We start from the raw sequence: 14,718 nt of genomic DNA on the forward strand, positions 1-14,718 counted from the left end.
CGTATTCTTTCATTTATATTGTACCTGTCCGGGCTGATGGAACATTCCCGTCCGCATATAAAAAGTCCCGGACTATAAGCCCGGGACTTTTAGAATATCGTAACAGATATGTTTATTTAACAGCTTGCCCCCTGTGACAGAAGATATTTAATTGCTGATCAAAGGTGTTGTTCTGCTTCTCCTTTAATAAAGGATTAGCCACGTTATCGCTTGCTATCTTAATGTAATAGTTAAATCCTGCGTCGTTAAGTATCTGTAAAATCTCGGTGAGATGATTAGACTCAAGTATATCGCCATGATATTCAACGAACGCATATTCCACATTCTTCAACTGATCCTTACAATCCTTCAGGATTTCGTACTCAGCCCCCTCAATATCCATCTTCAGAAAGTCAACCTTCTGATTTAACATTGTGGCCAATCGAACACATGGAATTGTTACCAGTTGCTTTTCAGTAGACTCACCTCCGGCTATTTTTGAGCCCTGGGTACCATCTGCCTCAAAAGATATGGTGCCATCATGCGTCCAAAGCGCTTCGGTACGCACTGTCACATCTGTAAGACCGTACCCTTCGATGTTCTTTCTCAGATAAACCAGGTTAGCATCATCCGGTTCAAATGCAAGCACCTTTGCTTTAGGATAAAGCCATTTGAAATATAATACACTCATTCCAATGTTAGCGCCGCAATCTATGATGAAAGGCGTCTCATTGTCTGTCCTGAATTTATAGATTTCGTCAACAATCAACTCCTGATAGGAATGTCTGAACTCTTTGTGATGCGTAAACCAGATCTTTCCATTTCTGAAATCGAAGCTATGCATCTTATTACGGGGTAGATTTTTAAGTCTTAACTCCTGCAGGAAGGTAAATTCATTCGGACGGCGTTTCTTCGTCATATTTTTCGCCAATTTTTGAATACTCTGAGCAAGGCCCATAATAATGATAAAGTGTTTGTGTATTAGTAATCAGGGATATAATGGCCAAAATTAATATTTGTCGGCGAATGTTGCCAGAATATTTATTACAATACAAGCTTTATCAGGAGTATACAACACTAAAATGTTACAAAACACCGTCCTCTTCACCCATATTTACCACCACACCTGCTTGCCGCTGTCATCTATTGTAAAGATCCGCTCTTGCTTGCCTTTTGTTTTGTTCCGGAGTAAAAACACCGCCCCCTTGGGACAATTTTTATACTCCAGCACATCCTCCCTTGCTATTACAAGCCCCAGAGACTGCCAGGTTTTATTATCCCAATACATTAGTTCATAGTCATCCCCTACTTCAATGCAATTACCATCGTTTCTGGCAACGAACTTTATCTTACCAAGCGGCTTCGCCTCTGCCATCTCCATCCCCAGCCAACAACTCTTGCGGCTGAATCCGTCATAAAAAGTAAGGATGTCATTGTCAAAAGCTTTCTCTTTTGTATTACCTAATAATTTGTAGCTCTTATCGCTGCCAATGATTTTGCCTTGCATCGGGCGACCGGCTTTATCGTAAAACTTCAATTCTGCTATATTGCCATAACCATGATCCGGACTCTTAAAACGATAATATTTGTATGCTTTCGGATCCTTAACAGGTATATTATACGCAACAGGGGCAATTTTACCCTTTACAGTATATAAAGTAACTGCATCAGAGAAATCTTCCTTATTTGCTGCCTGAAAGGCTCCTCCTCTCAGGCGATAGTCCATAAAATGCTTCTCAGGCCAGTAGTATTTACGTGTTAAAGCGGCCTGAATCTGCTTATCAGGCGCTGGTGAGATATATTCAATCAGACTATCCTTTAGTATAAATGGCGCTCCAATTGGTACAAATGTCTTCTCATCTTTGTATATCACCGGCAGATAAAGGGCGTTCAGTCCCATATCCCGGAAGGTAGCGGTGCCGTTGCTGATATCTCCCCATGCAACAGGTAACCATTTGGTATCATCCCATACACATAAATAGGCATGCCTGTCTGAAATACCTTTGGCTGTCGAAAAAAGATCAACTGAAACCGTCCTGGTACTGAAATAGTCTTTGGTAACGTCTTTAAGATAAGGATTATCAAAGGTCAGCGGTACAAACTCATTGGGATATTTCTTAAATGGTAATGCACTGGAATCAACACTGAATGTCCTTCTGTATATCTTTGCTATCGGTGAATCCGGCTTACCAGTCGCGGGCTTGGTATCTATCTGATAATAAATTGTTTCGCCTTTACTGCCTATGATCGCATTCCAGTCATGCCCCATGTTTTTGTTCGGGCGTTGTAGATTCACTTCACTGACGGCAGGAATGCCCAATGATCTCAGAATATAAACCAGATAGTGAGATTGTGCCCTGCAATCTCCTACATGAGCAGTCAGAATATCATTTGCCGGAAGTGCAGGAAAATAATTACTGAATGTCATCCACTCAAAGTTAAGAGCATCCTTTACGCGACAGGCGTATTCCAAAGGCGTGTTCTGCGGCACGTGGGTAGCCGTGTCAAAACTTAAGGTATTATCTACCCGTTCAAACCGCCAATGTTGGTATGCGCTGCCAGAATAATCATTTCTGACAGCCAGACGGCCGTCGTTAGTAACCTCCATACATTTGCCATTGAGCTTACTCACTATTTTATAATGATCATCACCAACCGGAACAACTGCCCACTGCTGATTGTCATTGCCGGAGAACACGGTCTGCCTTAACGTGTCCTGGCTATAATATGTATTCCAGGCCAATGTCAGCGCGTTTTTCTGCTCCTTAGTCCTCAGCACAAAAAATCCATAATCAATATTCTGGATATTCACCTTTTGCGGATACTTTAGTAACGTATGCAATCCCTTGTCATTTCCTGCATTGTAAATTGCATAGTTAGCGCCGTCTATTATCTTAAAACCGGGATCATCGCGGTAGTATTTTTCTGCCGGAATGATATCAAGATAGTCTAGTCCGATTGGCTTACTTGATACGCTTACCTCAATTGTATTTAGCCCCTTTCGGAATGGATGCTTTATCCTTACCTGATGACCTGGATAACAATAAAGGCTGCCCGCGGTATTTAGGTTTTTCGTAATAGTATCCTTCCCATTGATGACTAGCCGGACCTTAGCAGAATCTAGTCCACTTGTATATTGAATACGCACCCACTTGTCACCATCTTCATCAACCATTACACTGTCAAAGGTGATGTTATCTTTACCAGGTGTAAGTTTAACGAGTGTAGTACTATCGCCATCTTCCATTTTAATATACCGTACTGTATCGCTGCAATAGTCTACCGCCTTATACACAGTTCCGCCGGTAAAATGTAACTCTCTGAATATGCCAGCAAAGGCATCGTGAAAACGTTCGATCCAATCAGTGTGATGCTCGTTCTCCACCCTATAAGGCAGCACATATTCACAGAAAATATCGAAATCGTAATCCTTTCGCCAGGGTACTTTCTCCCATACGGCATACACATATTCAATGTGTTTGATAAGATATTCCGCTGTCAGTGCTTGCTCATCCTTTTTCATAAAAAAGCTATCTCCTATTTTATGGAAATTCATCCGATCCATAATTGCTGCATTTCTCTTGTCGCCGGGAATGACACTTATTTCATGGAATATTTTGACATACTTGTCATAATTAGGTCCGCCCAGGCTATAATGACCTTTCATATGTTTCAATAAGTATCTTGCTGCCTGTAGCTTCTCCGGATGCTGCTGTTTTTCAAAATGTGCAAGCACTTTCTGCTCTAAATTCATTTTCCTGGAACTGCAGGACAAGCATAAACCCAGGACAACAAACGTGATAATAATTAAGCTATGTTTCATAACAATGGATATGGGACTTGTTAACGATGGCATTTATTATTTGCGTAATAAGCTCTGGCTGAATCCTGAATTTGCTGCACGGCTGTCGATGAGACCTTTACCTGTTTCTGCAGAATGACATTCGCCTTGGAGCAGGCTTTATCATTCTCATTACTGGCAACATACAGTTTCAATAACATATACTCTGTATAAAACCGGTTGGGCACCATATGCAGTGCCTTTTGGTAATACCCTTCTGCTGCTACATACTGCCCTTGTTGCATACTGATATCTCCGAGGGTAGTCTCAATAACAGTATTATTCAGATACTGCCTGCTTTGCTGTAGATAATCAGCCGCCTTTTCCAGCGAATCTGCAAGAAAGTACGCTTTACCTGCTGCTGATAGTAATTCACCATCTTTAGGAAGCACGGTAACAGCTTCCCTATAGTATTGCAGACTCTCACTGATACGCTGCTGCTGATACATCAATTCGGCCTGACGCCATTGCTGATACGCGACCTTTCGCTGTTCAATCATCACAACGCCTGTAATACCGAATATTACTATAAGAAATACTAAGAGTAACCGGGGCATCTGCGTAATGCGTACGCTATATACAGCTGAAGTATCCAGGCGCGATAACATGGCAAGCCCTGTTATGCCGATCATCTTCAATGGCAGTATAAAATGCGGATAATAGAACATACCGATAATGATATATCCCACTATAATACCTTGCCCTGCGTATCTGAAATTGTTGTGACCCTTTATACTAAAACAAATAAGTATTAATCCCAGAATACCTATGCCTCCAGGAATACCCAATTCTGCTGTTAGCTGTAACAGATCATTGAAGGCATAATAGACATTATCGGCAAGCTGTTTCTCACCTGCTGGCGCTGCTGACTGCATATAGTCTGCCTGATGATTCATATACCGGGCAGCAAAACGATCGTAGCCTATACCTGTCACCGGCTCTCCGCTGATCATCTGACTGGTCACCTTCCATACCAACACCCTTCCGTCAGCAGAATCTTTCTTTAGGAAATATCCTCCTGCCAGCACTAATACTCCTGCGACTATCAGCAGGCCGTAATGCACATACTTCCTTTTAAGATGAGCATATAAAAATACGCCTGCAACAATGACTGCCATCCAGGCCGCCCGATTCTGACTAATCGGAAGTATAATAACAGCTAACACCACATTCAGTTGCGGGATAATACTATAACGCTTTTCTTTAAAATAAAAGACCAGCACCAGAGACACAATCGCACTTAATGCTATAAATGCGGCATAAGCACCAAGGTTAAACATCGTACCTGTTAACCTGAACTGACTATGGGAAGGCAGTATATTATAAAGTTGCAGCAATCCATAAACAGATTGAATGATTCCCGCTACAGATAATGCATAAAGCAGGAACAAAAAATGTCTCCACCTGGATCTGCGAAGCAATACGTAACAACAGTACAAAGCTAACAGCTCAATCATTCTTGGGGTTGTTCGTCCGTCGCTACGCAGTATGATATAGATTGTTAATAAAGTGAGCACAACATCTATCCTGGAGATACTTAACCACACACGCCCGTCTGACAATAGCCATATTACACAACCTATCAACAGCAACAACATTATTCCTTCAGTAAAAAAGAAGGTCTTCGAGACTATTACGCCGTTCTGGAGTGTAGCATCGTTTTGCAAGGGCATCAGCACAAAAAGTAACACAAACACAAAGATGCCGCACCTTTTCAGATAAGCTGGTATTTTGCTGAGCGTATTCATAGAATATTTTTAAACAAGCGGTTCCATACAAACCCCTTTTCATTATAAGAGAATAGTATAAACGCTACCTTTCCGACAATCTTCTTTTCCGGAATAAAACCCAGATAACGGGAGTCCTCAGAATATGGCTTGTTGTCGCCCATCATAAAATAGTAGTTATCCTTAAACACATGCCCCGCAGACTTACCACTACATTCCCAATGGGCAATAGTACTGCGATATAACGCATCATGTGAGGCAGCCCAACCCCTGTAAGGGACTGTCAAAGGCCCCAGACGATTAATTGTCCATTCCCCAGGTAAGAAATAAGGCGTCTTACCTATCAGTAATTTATTGGGCAAACGCATTACCTGCCAAGCCTTCTGAGGTAGACTGCCAGGTGACAGGTTAGCTACCAGGACCTTCTCTTCAATATTTACTGAGTCAATTACGGACCTTGATATTGTTGACAGATACTTTTTCATACTGGCAGCATCTGCAAACTGAATATGATACTGGCTCAGATTGTCCGCAGGAAAATCTACTATACGATTATTAACTAATGCTGTATCATTCCGTATTGATAATACCTCTCCCGGCATACCTATACAACGCTTTACGACAAAATAACCAGGAAACAGCTCATATATGAATACATCATTGCGCCGGATGTTAGTATATCCCGGCTTCCTGTTGGTAGCAAGGCAGATCTGCTCCTCTCCTGGATTTTTATGAAATAGCTTAACCCATGAGATGTTATCAACACTATTGATCTCCTGCGGACCGTAAGCAAGTTTATTGATAAACAGAACATCTCCTTTCATGAGTGTGCCCTCCATCGAACTACTGTTGACCTGATAAATATCAAAGACATACAACTTACAGATAATCGTGTAGGTGATCAGCAACAGGAATTTAGATACGGTTGTTACTGTTGACATCGAAGACCCTTTCAGAAATCTGCGAGAAAAGTAAATGAATACTAACATAATTATGAATGGAACCAGTAATAACATGGATAACCATCCCAAACCAAAAACCAATGGAATCAGCATCATGACCGCAATCATCAGATAGTTGCGGTGGGTTAAAAACAGCGTCTTCATTTTACATCATTTCGTCATTATATATCCATAAATACCTGTACCCATGGCACATTCAAACTAAACTGATACAGGATCTTTTTCATTGACTCTTTGAACTGTTGCCGATTGATAACCTCACCAGGCAACTGTTTCCGTAACCTGCTGATATCCGCGGTGACATCCTGCCGGTTCACGCTTTTGGCAAATATGGTAATATGCTGGTGGGGAAGAGCAACTCCTAGAATCATTCCCGGCAGCCCGTTAAATGATTCAGGGCCACCCCTGGCAGGAATAGTCTCTGCGTAATAAGCAACTATATAAATAGAATCAGACATTAACGCATTTGCCCTACGGCATTGAAAACCTGCAATCTCACGGGTTTCCTCCGTCAGCTTCCATCGCATCTTTCTTATTGTATCTTTTATCAGGAATGAGTGATCAAACGCCTGCTTCAACGCCATCACTCTACCCGAATCCAGGCTGCTGATGACCTTATTATTATAAGCGACCGCTCCTATGTAAGACACTTTTGACATATTATTCAATCCCTGTGGTCTATACACTGTAGTTACTGAATCAAAGTATAACTCAAAATCATCTGTCCAAAATTGCCGATTATTACTCTTGTATTGCTGCAGATAACTGTGACGCTGATCCAGTGGCACAATCTTACTATCTCTGATAAACATATCCATTACGGCAAAAGTGTTCACTCTCCGCTCAAACACAATCTTTCCGCTATTGACAAAAACGTCCTGCTGTGCATAAACAGCACATGAAAAAACCATCAGGAGTATAATAAAATAGAATCTCATCATGTCTCCGATTTTATAGTTTTAAATCTGGTGAAGTTCCATGTTGCTCCCAGCATAAAGAACCGCCGGATTGTAGTAAATCTATTTTCAGAAAAGAAGTTATTCTTCGCTGTACGTGCATAACCATTATTCTGATTCAGAATATCATTGCAGGACACCTTAATGATCAGTTGATCTTCCTTCAGAAAGCTGCGCCCCAGCCATGCATTCCAGATTGCACGACTGAAGTTATTATTAAAAGCTTCAGACTTCCTTTGCCAGAGATAATTTATATCCGTATGCAGTTCAAACTTTTTGAGAAAGTAGACCGTGAAGTTTGACTTAACCTCCAAGGAAGGGAAATCATTCTTCACCTGGGGCTGCAATGAGGACCTGTTAGTATTATAGCCTGCCTGTATTAACAGATATCCGTCATACTTTTTAAGTTTAGCCTTAAATGTTTCAAGTCCGACACTATAGGTCTGGTATGTTAGTTTATTAACAGCGTCGTTTGCCAGACTGAAGTTTCTTCCGCCACTGGTATTCAGTATCGCTACCAGCTGCATCTCTATGGGCATCAACCGCTTGCTATAGTAGGTCATTGCCTGGTAGTTGATATTGGTATATCCCGGCATGTTGACAAACTGATAGATATATCTTCCCGAGGGATCTACGTTAATAGTCTGTGTGATAGGATTGGCATCAAACGTTATATTTCCTCTACCGCCATAGTACACGTTTGATACCATCTTGGCTGAATTATATGCACCATTTACCTTATGAGAAAAGCTATTACGGAGATCGGGATTGGGTATAAATGTAAAAAGCTGGCCATTATCAAACCTGAGCGGTAATAACTGTGACCTTTCAGGATTGACACTGTTTCCCGTATAACTCAGATCTAACACTGTATATTGCTTGATAGTATACTGCATGCCGGCACTGGGATTCCAGTTAAGAAAATTGCGCTTCAGCTTGTAGCTATCCAGGATACTCTCCATATTCAAAGACACCTTACGGATGTTATTACCCGCCTTCAGCACAAGTTTTGGTGTTACATAATTCAGTGCAACTCCTCCCTGATTAGACCATGTATTATTACGCATTTCGCTACTGAACTGATCATCCAGATCCTTGCCTGAAGGATTCTCTCCCAGGTTATAGGACCGCTTGTCATCATAGTTGAACTTATTCTCAAACTGGTAGTTAACTATCAGCGACAACTTCCCTGATAACGGCTCGGTGTAGATTCCTCTTAGGTTATTGGTCCGCCAATTATTGTCCGTACGGGTATTCAGATATAAAAGCGCTGTACTGTCTCTGGTACCGGTTGAATCATAAAATTCACTTTGTGAGCGACTCAGCCCAGTAGAATGATCATCTGAAAAATTATTCTCCAGATATATCGACAGTGTACGGCCAACCTTATTCAGCTTTTTTTCCCAGGCAAGGTTGGCATTATATACATTGAGATGATAATCGTTGTGGGCACTTGTCTCATTATTGTAGATCATGCTGCTGTCATCACGGAAGTTCTGCACATTACCATAGTTACGTTGCCTGCTGTCTGTAACAGTTCCGTCTGCATATGCCGTGATAGTAGCTGTGCTGTCTACCTTGAATATATACTTCCCATTGGCAGACTGTCGGGTATGCTGGTTATCAAATCTGTTAAAGGAATTAGAACGAATCAATCCGGCAGGCAGATTGTTCTGTGATGTTACAACATCATCCCCGGTAACAGTTATGGTACTGAGTTTATAATTACCATTGAAAGACTGCTTATCATCCTTCCATTTATTATCATAGTGTGCGCCTGCCGTAGTTATCCTGGGTAGACCTTTGCCGTCATAGTTTTCAGCGCCATCATTTCCTGTTCCCAGCTTCTGCTTATCAGCAGCGCCCAATCCTGCACGACCGATATTACCAGTGGTAGCATACAGGGCCATCTTCCGCTTTGCTTTAAAAGCGTTCAACATACCCTGCCCGTTGTAACGTCCATCTGAGCCGCCTCCTGCTTCGACCTTACCAAATGTACCGTGGTTCTTATCTTCCTTAATCTTCAGATTGATTGTTTTGTCTTTGACACCGTCTTCAATACCTGTGAAAGTAGCAGCGTCTGATTTCCTGTCATACACCTGTACTTTATCTATCATATCAGCGCGTAGGTTCCTGGTAACAAGAGTAGGATCATCTCCAAAGAACTCTTCTCCGTCAACCAGTACCCTTCTTACCTTCTGTCCCTGCACTGTAACATTGCCATACTGATCCACCTGCATACCGGGCAGTTGCTTCAGCAGATCTTCTACCGAAGCGTTGGCCTGTATTTTAAAACTATCGGCTGCATACTCAGTTGTATCTCCATTTATCTTTATGACTGCTGTACGCGCTTTTACAATCACCTCTCTTAATAATTTCTCCCGAAGCATAAGCCCTACTATTCCAACGTCCAGTATGCCGTTTACCGGCTTTTCAGTAGTCAGCTTCTGTGAATAGGCGGCATAACCTGGATAGGAGTAAAACAAGATATATTCTGCCGTATCAGCGAGTTGATGAAAGGTAAACTGCCCCTGCCTGTCTGTACGGGTATCGGCAACAATAAAAGAGTCACGGGCCTGTAACAGCACTACAGATACTCTGTAAAGCGGCACATGTATATTTGTATCCCTGAGCATCCCTTTTAGTGTATAGGACTGCCCAAAGGAGCTCATATTACAGCATAGAAACATTATTAATAATACTACACACCTGCGATGCATCTTTATACTATTTACCTGACGCCAAAACTAAATGTACCTGTGCCTACATCTCCATTACCGCTTACACCTTCTGCAACGCCAATAAACCCGCTTCTAATATCAGAACAAAAGAAACTGATGGTTGCTTCGCCTTGCTGATTGGTTACCACAATGGGATTCCAGTATAATGCGTTACGGGTATCTGTCATTGCCTTATCTTCTTTCTGATAGTCTGGTGAATAGAAAGGCGCATGCTGATGAAAGCCTTTTGTGATAATCATTTTGAATTTCTTCAGCAGTTCTTCTTCCGTATACTTCGGATAGTGATATACTTCCCGTTTCATATCATTTGCACCAAATGAAAACGGATGACCACTCACCTGGCTTCTTTTAGGCTCTATTAGCATGGAATAGGTTGCTCCTTCTACTGGCGGAGTACCACTACCGCAGGCTGGGCAGTTCAGCCATCCACACTGACCTACATAATCCAGGTTACCTTCAAACCGGGCAATACTATCAAGGTATCCCATATAGCGGTCTCCGAATCCGCGCCCTTTACTCTGAACAATCACTTCTTTCAGCATATTACCATACTGGAGGCGGTTACTGTCAACACCTTTCTCTTCCAATACTATACTCCGCTCACTTAACAGGTTCACCGGATGTTGTTCCTTTTCCCACGCACTGATAGATGTAAAAGGATCTCCTACATTTATAGTGTGTTCTTTTTCGGAGAAATATTTAACAAAGAAGCCCTGTCCTATAGATAAATTTTCCGTATTCAGGTGAAATATGCCTTCATTGTCAGTAGTAGCGACCTGATTAATACTCTTGCTATAGTTGAACAGCATCAAGGATATCGGCTCTTTCTTCTTACCTGCCTTGTTGAGTGGCATAACTGATGCCTGAAGACTGTCAGCTAATATCGGCTGCTTTGTTTTATCCATCCGCAGTCTTTCTTCACCCAGATTATACTGCTGCGCGTTACTGGTAAGTAACAACATATCCATCGCATCCCTTCTGTCAGCATGCGCGGTATCAAAGTAATAAGACGGATCATAGATAGTATCCCTCAGTTGTGTGGATAACTGATAATAGTTCAGCATATCCCGGGTATACTTACGGTTACCAAACAGGCGGTCGTATACTTTCAGACTTAAGGCTGCGGCAACAGGTTTCCCTGCCTCATCTGTAGTAGTGATTTTTAGTGTTACCTGTTCTTTAGGCGCATAGGCATCCTTCAACTGGCTGAAACGTAAATACAGCTTCCTGTCATGATTTACATAAACCAGCCGCACTGCAAGCGCACGCAACTGTTCGTCAAATAATGTGGCCTCTGCTATTCCTGACGGCAGTTGTGTTACAGGGATCTTCATCAGCAGACTATCTTTCAGCATTCCTGCGGCGATAACCTGTACTGTACCCCGGACCTGTATCCTGAGCAATACCTGTTGTGCCTGTGTGCGCTGGGTGCGAAGCCTGAAGAGTAGTGTATCCTTTTCATTTCTCAGCAGATGAAGCGCAACTCCTTCCTTTACAACGGCGGGTATTTTGAAGTCCCGTCCCTGATAGCGTAATACATAAGATGCATCCGCTTCCGGCACTATCTTTAATAGGCCCATCCCACCGTGCAGCGTCTTTACTTCGGCTATAGGCGAGCCATTTTTACACAGTTGTGCACTGAGGCTTACAGGAAGGTGGTCTTTATCAACCGCCTTAAAAGCCACCGTATTTTCCACTCCTGCCAGTAATACATTTCCTTCCGGGTATGCCTCAAGGTGCAGCTGGTCTGCCTGAACGGAAGCCTTAGCCTGTCCAAGTTGCCAGTTATTTTTAATAGACCTTGGATCCTGTACTACCTGTATGGGCACTACCGCATAAAAGTAAGGCTGCGAAGAAAAGATAGAACGCGCAGTATATGCCTTCAGCAGATACCGGCCTTCCTGTAGCGTCTGTGGCAGATACACATGGCCGGCAGATATACCATTTGTAACAGGATACATTTCTTTCCAGACAGCGCTATCAGCGCCTTCTTTCATCAGTTGCAGGTGTAATATCTTCTCCTGTTCTGCAAGGGCCAGCGTTTGCTGATCAAGTACGAAAGCATTATACCATAGATCCTCACCGGCTATATAAATATCTTTATTGCTGGCCAGGTAAACGTTCGTTTCTCCTGTTTTAGCATAGGCCTGCAAGCGTTGAGCAAGGCTGTCTATCAATGCCTGTTTGGGCTGAGCATGTATTCCTGTTGCCACTCCGAGCAAGCTGATGAAAAAGAAGATGCTAATGGTATAATTCATTCGTGGATATTTACTTATTCAATCTGGGTCTTCAGTAACTGAAACGCCTGTCCGTTTTCTGGTGACTGAAACTGGTGCTCAACAACTTTTCCTTTGTCAAGCTGCACGATACAAGGATAAATAGTGTTATTAGTCGGGATATCAAAGTAGCCTTGCTTATCAATATAGACATTTTGCCGGCTATGTAACTCTTTCCCTATTTTCTGTTCCAGAATCTTCAGGGACTGCACTTTGGTCAACACAAACAAGATCTCCGGCTTATCAAGATAATCACGCATAAAAGCTTCTGCTTCCTGAATACAACCTCTGCAGCCAAGTCCGGGCATAATGACCAGCCAATCATATTGCGGCTTCAATTTAAGCTCTTTTATGCCATCTTCAATGATTGTGCCTTCTTTGTTTGCGTCGGTCTGCTCACAAGATAATGTAATCATAGAAAGCATGAGGCAACATAAGATAATTCTTAGTCTCATTACAGTAAGTTTTTTTAGATATCTTTTAATGTGAAGATTTTGAATGTCAGGAACTTTTCATCCACATCATTAGGGGCTACATACTCTACATTCAATCCTTCCCTGGTTACAAAGGCGTTTTCAGGGTAAAACTCATTCAAGTCTCCTATCTCCGTTTCTCCTAAATATTTAAAGTCCTTATCCATTACCACTACCGCTACCTTTTTATTCTCCCAGCGAAGCCTTGTGGATTTTTCAGGCAGGGCTTTTCTCAGGAAACGATAATATACATCCCGGTATTTATCATAAAGAATACCTCCATAAAGGTCACTGGTACAACCTTTCTGATAAATATATTCTTTAGATACGCCTGACTTGGTTTTGAACTTGCCGGCATCAAAGGAAGAAATACTCGCAGCCTCATTACTACCTCCATATACACGCTGTTGCTGCTCGCCATCCAGATCGGATATAATCAGATCATGAGACACAGGGAAACTATATATTATCCGTTTATTGTCTGGCATAGCCTCATGATATACTGCGGTGAACAATGGTTCATCCCATATATAACCATGACCGTATATCTCGTATGGATATTTATGTACGTAGTTTACTTTATTGCTGTTAATATCAATCAATGAGGTAAATTTAAAATTCTGTGCTACTGTATCAGGGAGCGTCCAGATGAACTGTCCGGGGAAAACCAGTTTACCTTCATGTTCTAAAATAGGGTTAACAGTATGTGGCACATACTGTGGATAACGGTTAGCCCAGGAAAGATCTTTCATATTCTCATTATTGATCAGGGACACTTTTGACACTATCTCGGACTTATTATTCAGCAATATCATTTCCATCATTTTGTCATTGTAGACATAGATGGAGTCCATATTTCTAATGTGGAATGCAAGCGGCATCTGAATTGCACCTATAGGTATCTGGTTTACGGCAGTACCAGCTGAATCATAATTATACACAAAGATGTTCTTTGAATAGCCACTCAGCATGGCAAGGTATTCTTTACCACTATCATCATTATAAATCTGTATATACGGGGGACGGGGAGCAGACAGACTATCTAACGGGAATTTCTTTTCATTGCCTGCTGTCAGTGTCTTTACGGCTTTGAGGCTTCCATGCTTTTCATTCTTCATTTCTACACGCGTACTGTTACTACAGGATACAAAGAGGCATAGAATCATTACATAAGCAAAACTGTGTGGCATTAACGGTATTCTGAGAAACATAAGACGCTTTTTCATACGTAAATAAGATACTTGTGTTAACGTAGAGCAATCTGCCCGACTGCTGCCATAGCCAATGCAGCAGCCGAACAGATAGCCTTGTTAATTATAATCAGCAACTGCCTTTTGTAGAATCACAGTCAACTGTACCACCTGGATTAGGATAACAGTTTCCTGTAAACTGGCTACAGCGGCCATTATTGATTGGAGTACTGCAACATTCTGCGTTAGCAGCGTTGATTTTAAATAAGCTGAACAACGTGGTATCAGAGTTAGAAGCTGAAGTGTTTGTAGTAAGGAATGCAGCTAATGCAAGTGCCGCTACGCCGAGCGCGCCATAGATTTTTTTCTTCATGGTTAACGATTTAAAATGTTGGAAAAATTATTCATTGCATACGATGGTCTTTACTGAGGGATATGATCGCAGCATACCTCAGATACCCGGCTAACAAAGTACCTATTCACTACATTACTGTAATGACCTCAATTATTTAATGCTAATACATTCAATGGATTTTAACTATTAGCGCATTTTCTTTGCTGTTTTGTTTAAAA

At 41.9% G+C, this 14,718-nt stretch carries 10 protein-coding genes; all 10 read right to left on the reverse strand.

The features are described from left to right. Positions 1–112 precede the first annotated feature (112 nt). On the reverse strand, positions 113–898 hold the full coding sequence (locus tag K1Y79_RS05985; protein ID WP_220249088.1) for an FkbM family methyltransferase: 786 nt from the start codon (positions 896–898) through the stop codon (positions 113–115). Between the two features lie 195 nt (positions 899–1,093). Further along, positions 1,094–3,802, reverse strand: coding sequence for an RICIN domain-containing protein (locus tag K1Y79_RS05990; RefSeq protein WP_220249089.1), 2,709 nt, complete (start codon positions 3,800–3,802; stop codon positions 1,094–1,096). 20 nt (positions 3,803–3,822) lie between these two features. Continuing rightward, a complete protein-coding gene (locus K1Y79_RS05995; RefSeq protein WP_220249090.1) occupies positions 3,823–5,568 on the reverse strand; it encodes an O-antigen ligase family protein in 1,746 nt (581 codons plus the stop codon). Continuing rightward, entirely contained in the window at positions 5,565–6,488 is a 924-nt protein-coding gene (gene lepB, locus K1Y79_RS06000; RefSeq protein WP_220249091.1) for a signal peptidase I, read from the reverse strand. Before lepB ends, K1Y79_RS05995 begins: the two co-directional genes overlap by 4 nt. Before the next feature lie 182 nt (positions 6,489–6,670). After that, the gene (locus tag K1Y79_RS06005; RefSeq protein ID WP_220249092.1) at positions 6,671–7,450 is read right to left on the reverse strand and encodes a GLPGLI family protein; all 780 of its coding nucleotides are present in this window, start codon (positions 7,448–7,450) and stop codon (positions 6,671–6,673) included. After that, the gene (locus tag K1Y79_RS06010; RefSeq protein WP_236059505.1) at positions 7,447–10,101 is read right to left on the reverse strand and encodes an outer membrane beta-barrel protein; all 2,655 of its coding nucleotides are present in this window, start codon (positions 10,099–10,101) and stop codon (positions 7,447–7,449) included. Before K1Y79_RS06010 ends, K1Y79_RS06005 begins: the two co-directional genes overlap by 4 nt. Positions 10,102–10,196: 95 nt before the next feature. Then, the gene (locus tag K1Y79_RS06015) at positions 10,197–12,464 is read right to left on the reverse strand and encodes a hypothetical protein (RefSeq protein ID WP_220249094.1); all 2,268 of its coding nucleotides are present in this window, start codon (positions 12,462–12,464) and stop codon (positions 10,197–10,199) included. A 14-nt stretch (positions 12,465–12,478) separates the two neighbouring features. Then, on the reverse strand, positions 12,479–12,937 hold the full coding sequence (locus K1Y79_RS06020) for a hypothetical protein (protein ID WP_220249095.1): 459 nt from the start codon (positions 12,935–12,937) through the stop codon (positions 12,479–12,481). A 14-nt stretch (positions 12,938–12,951) separates the two neighbouring features. Continuing rightward, positions 12,952–14,166: a DUF4221 domain-containing protein gene (locus K1Y79_RS06025; RefSeq protein WP_220249096.1), complete on the reverse strand. Its 1,215-nt coding sequence runs from the start codon at positions 14,164–14,166 to the stop codon at positions 12,952–12,954. A gap of 109 nt (positions 14,167–14,275) precedes the next feature. Then, positions 14,276–14,518, reverse strand: a complete 243-nt coding sequence (locus K1Y79_RS06030) for a hypothetical protein (RefSeq protein WP_220249097.1) — start codon at positions 14,516–14,518, stop codon at positions 14,276–14,278. Positions 14,519–14,718: the final 200 nt, after the last annotated feature.

This window comes from Chitinophaga rhizophila, assembly GCF_019492185.1.
In the GTDB taxonomy this organism is placed as follows: Bacteria; Bacteroidota; Bacteroidia; order Chitinophagales; family Chitinophagaceae; genus Chitinophaga; species Chitinophaga rhizophila.

Coding starts and splice junctions, on each gene's coding strand:
- K1Y79_RS05985 (WP_220249088.1), bottom strand. CDS start 898: ATGACGAAGAAACGCCGTCCGAATGAATTTACCTTCCTGCAGGAGTTA.
- K1Y79_RS05990 (WP_220249089.1), bottom strand. CDS start 3,802: ATGAAACATAGCTTAATTATTATCACGTTTGTTGTCCTGGGTTTATGC.
- K1Y79_RS05995 (WP_220249090.1), bottom strand. CDS start 5,568: ATGAATACGCTCAGCAAAATACCAGCTTATCTGAAAAGGTGCGGCATC.
- lepB (WP_220249091.1), bottom strand. CDS start 6,488: ATGTCAACAGTAACAACCGTATCTAAATTCCTGTTGCTGATCACCTAC.
- K1Y79_RS06005 (WP_220249092.1), bottom strand. CDS start 7,450: ATGATGAGATTCTATTTTATTATACTCCTGATGGTTTTTTCATGTGCT.
- K1Y79_RS06010 (WP_236059505.1), bottom strand. CDS start 10,101: ATGCTCAGGGATACAAATATACATGTGCCGCTTTACAGAGTATCTGTA.
- K1Y79_RS06015 (WP_220249094.1), bottom strand. CDS start 12,464: ATGAATTATACCATTAGCATCTTCTTTTTCATCAGCTTGCTCGGAGTG.
- K1Y79_RS06020 (WP_220249095.1), bottom strand. CDS start 12,937: ATGAGACTAAGAATTATCTTATGTTGCCTCATGCTTTCTATGATTACA.
- K1Y79_RS06025 (WP_220249096.1), bottom strand. CDS start 14,166: ATGTTTCTCAGAATACCGTTAATGCCACACAGTTTTGCTTATGTAATG.
- K1Y79_RS06030 (WP_220249097.1), bottom strand. CDS start 14,518: ATGAAGAAAAAAATCTATGGCGCGCTCGGCGTAGCGGCACTTGCATTA.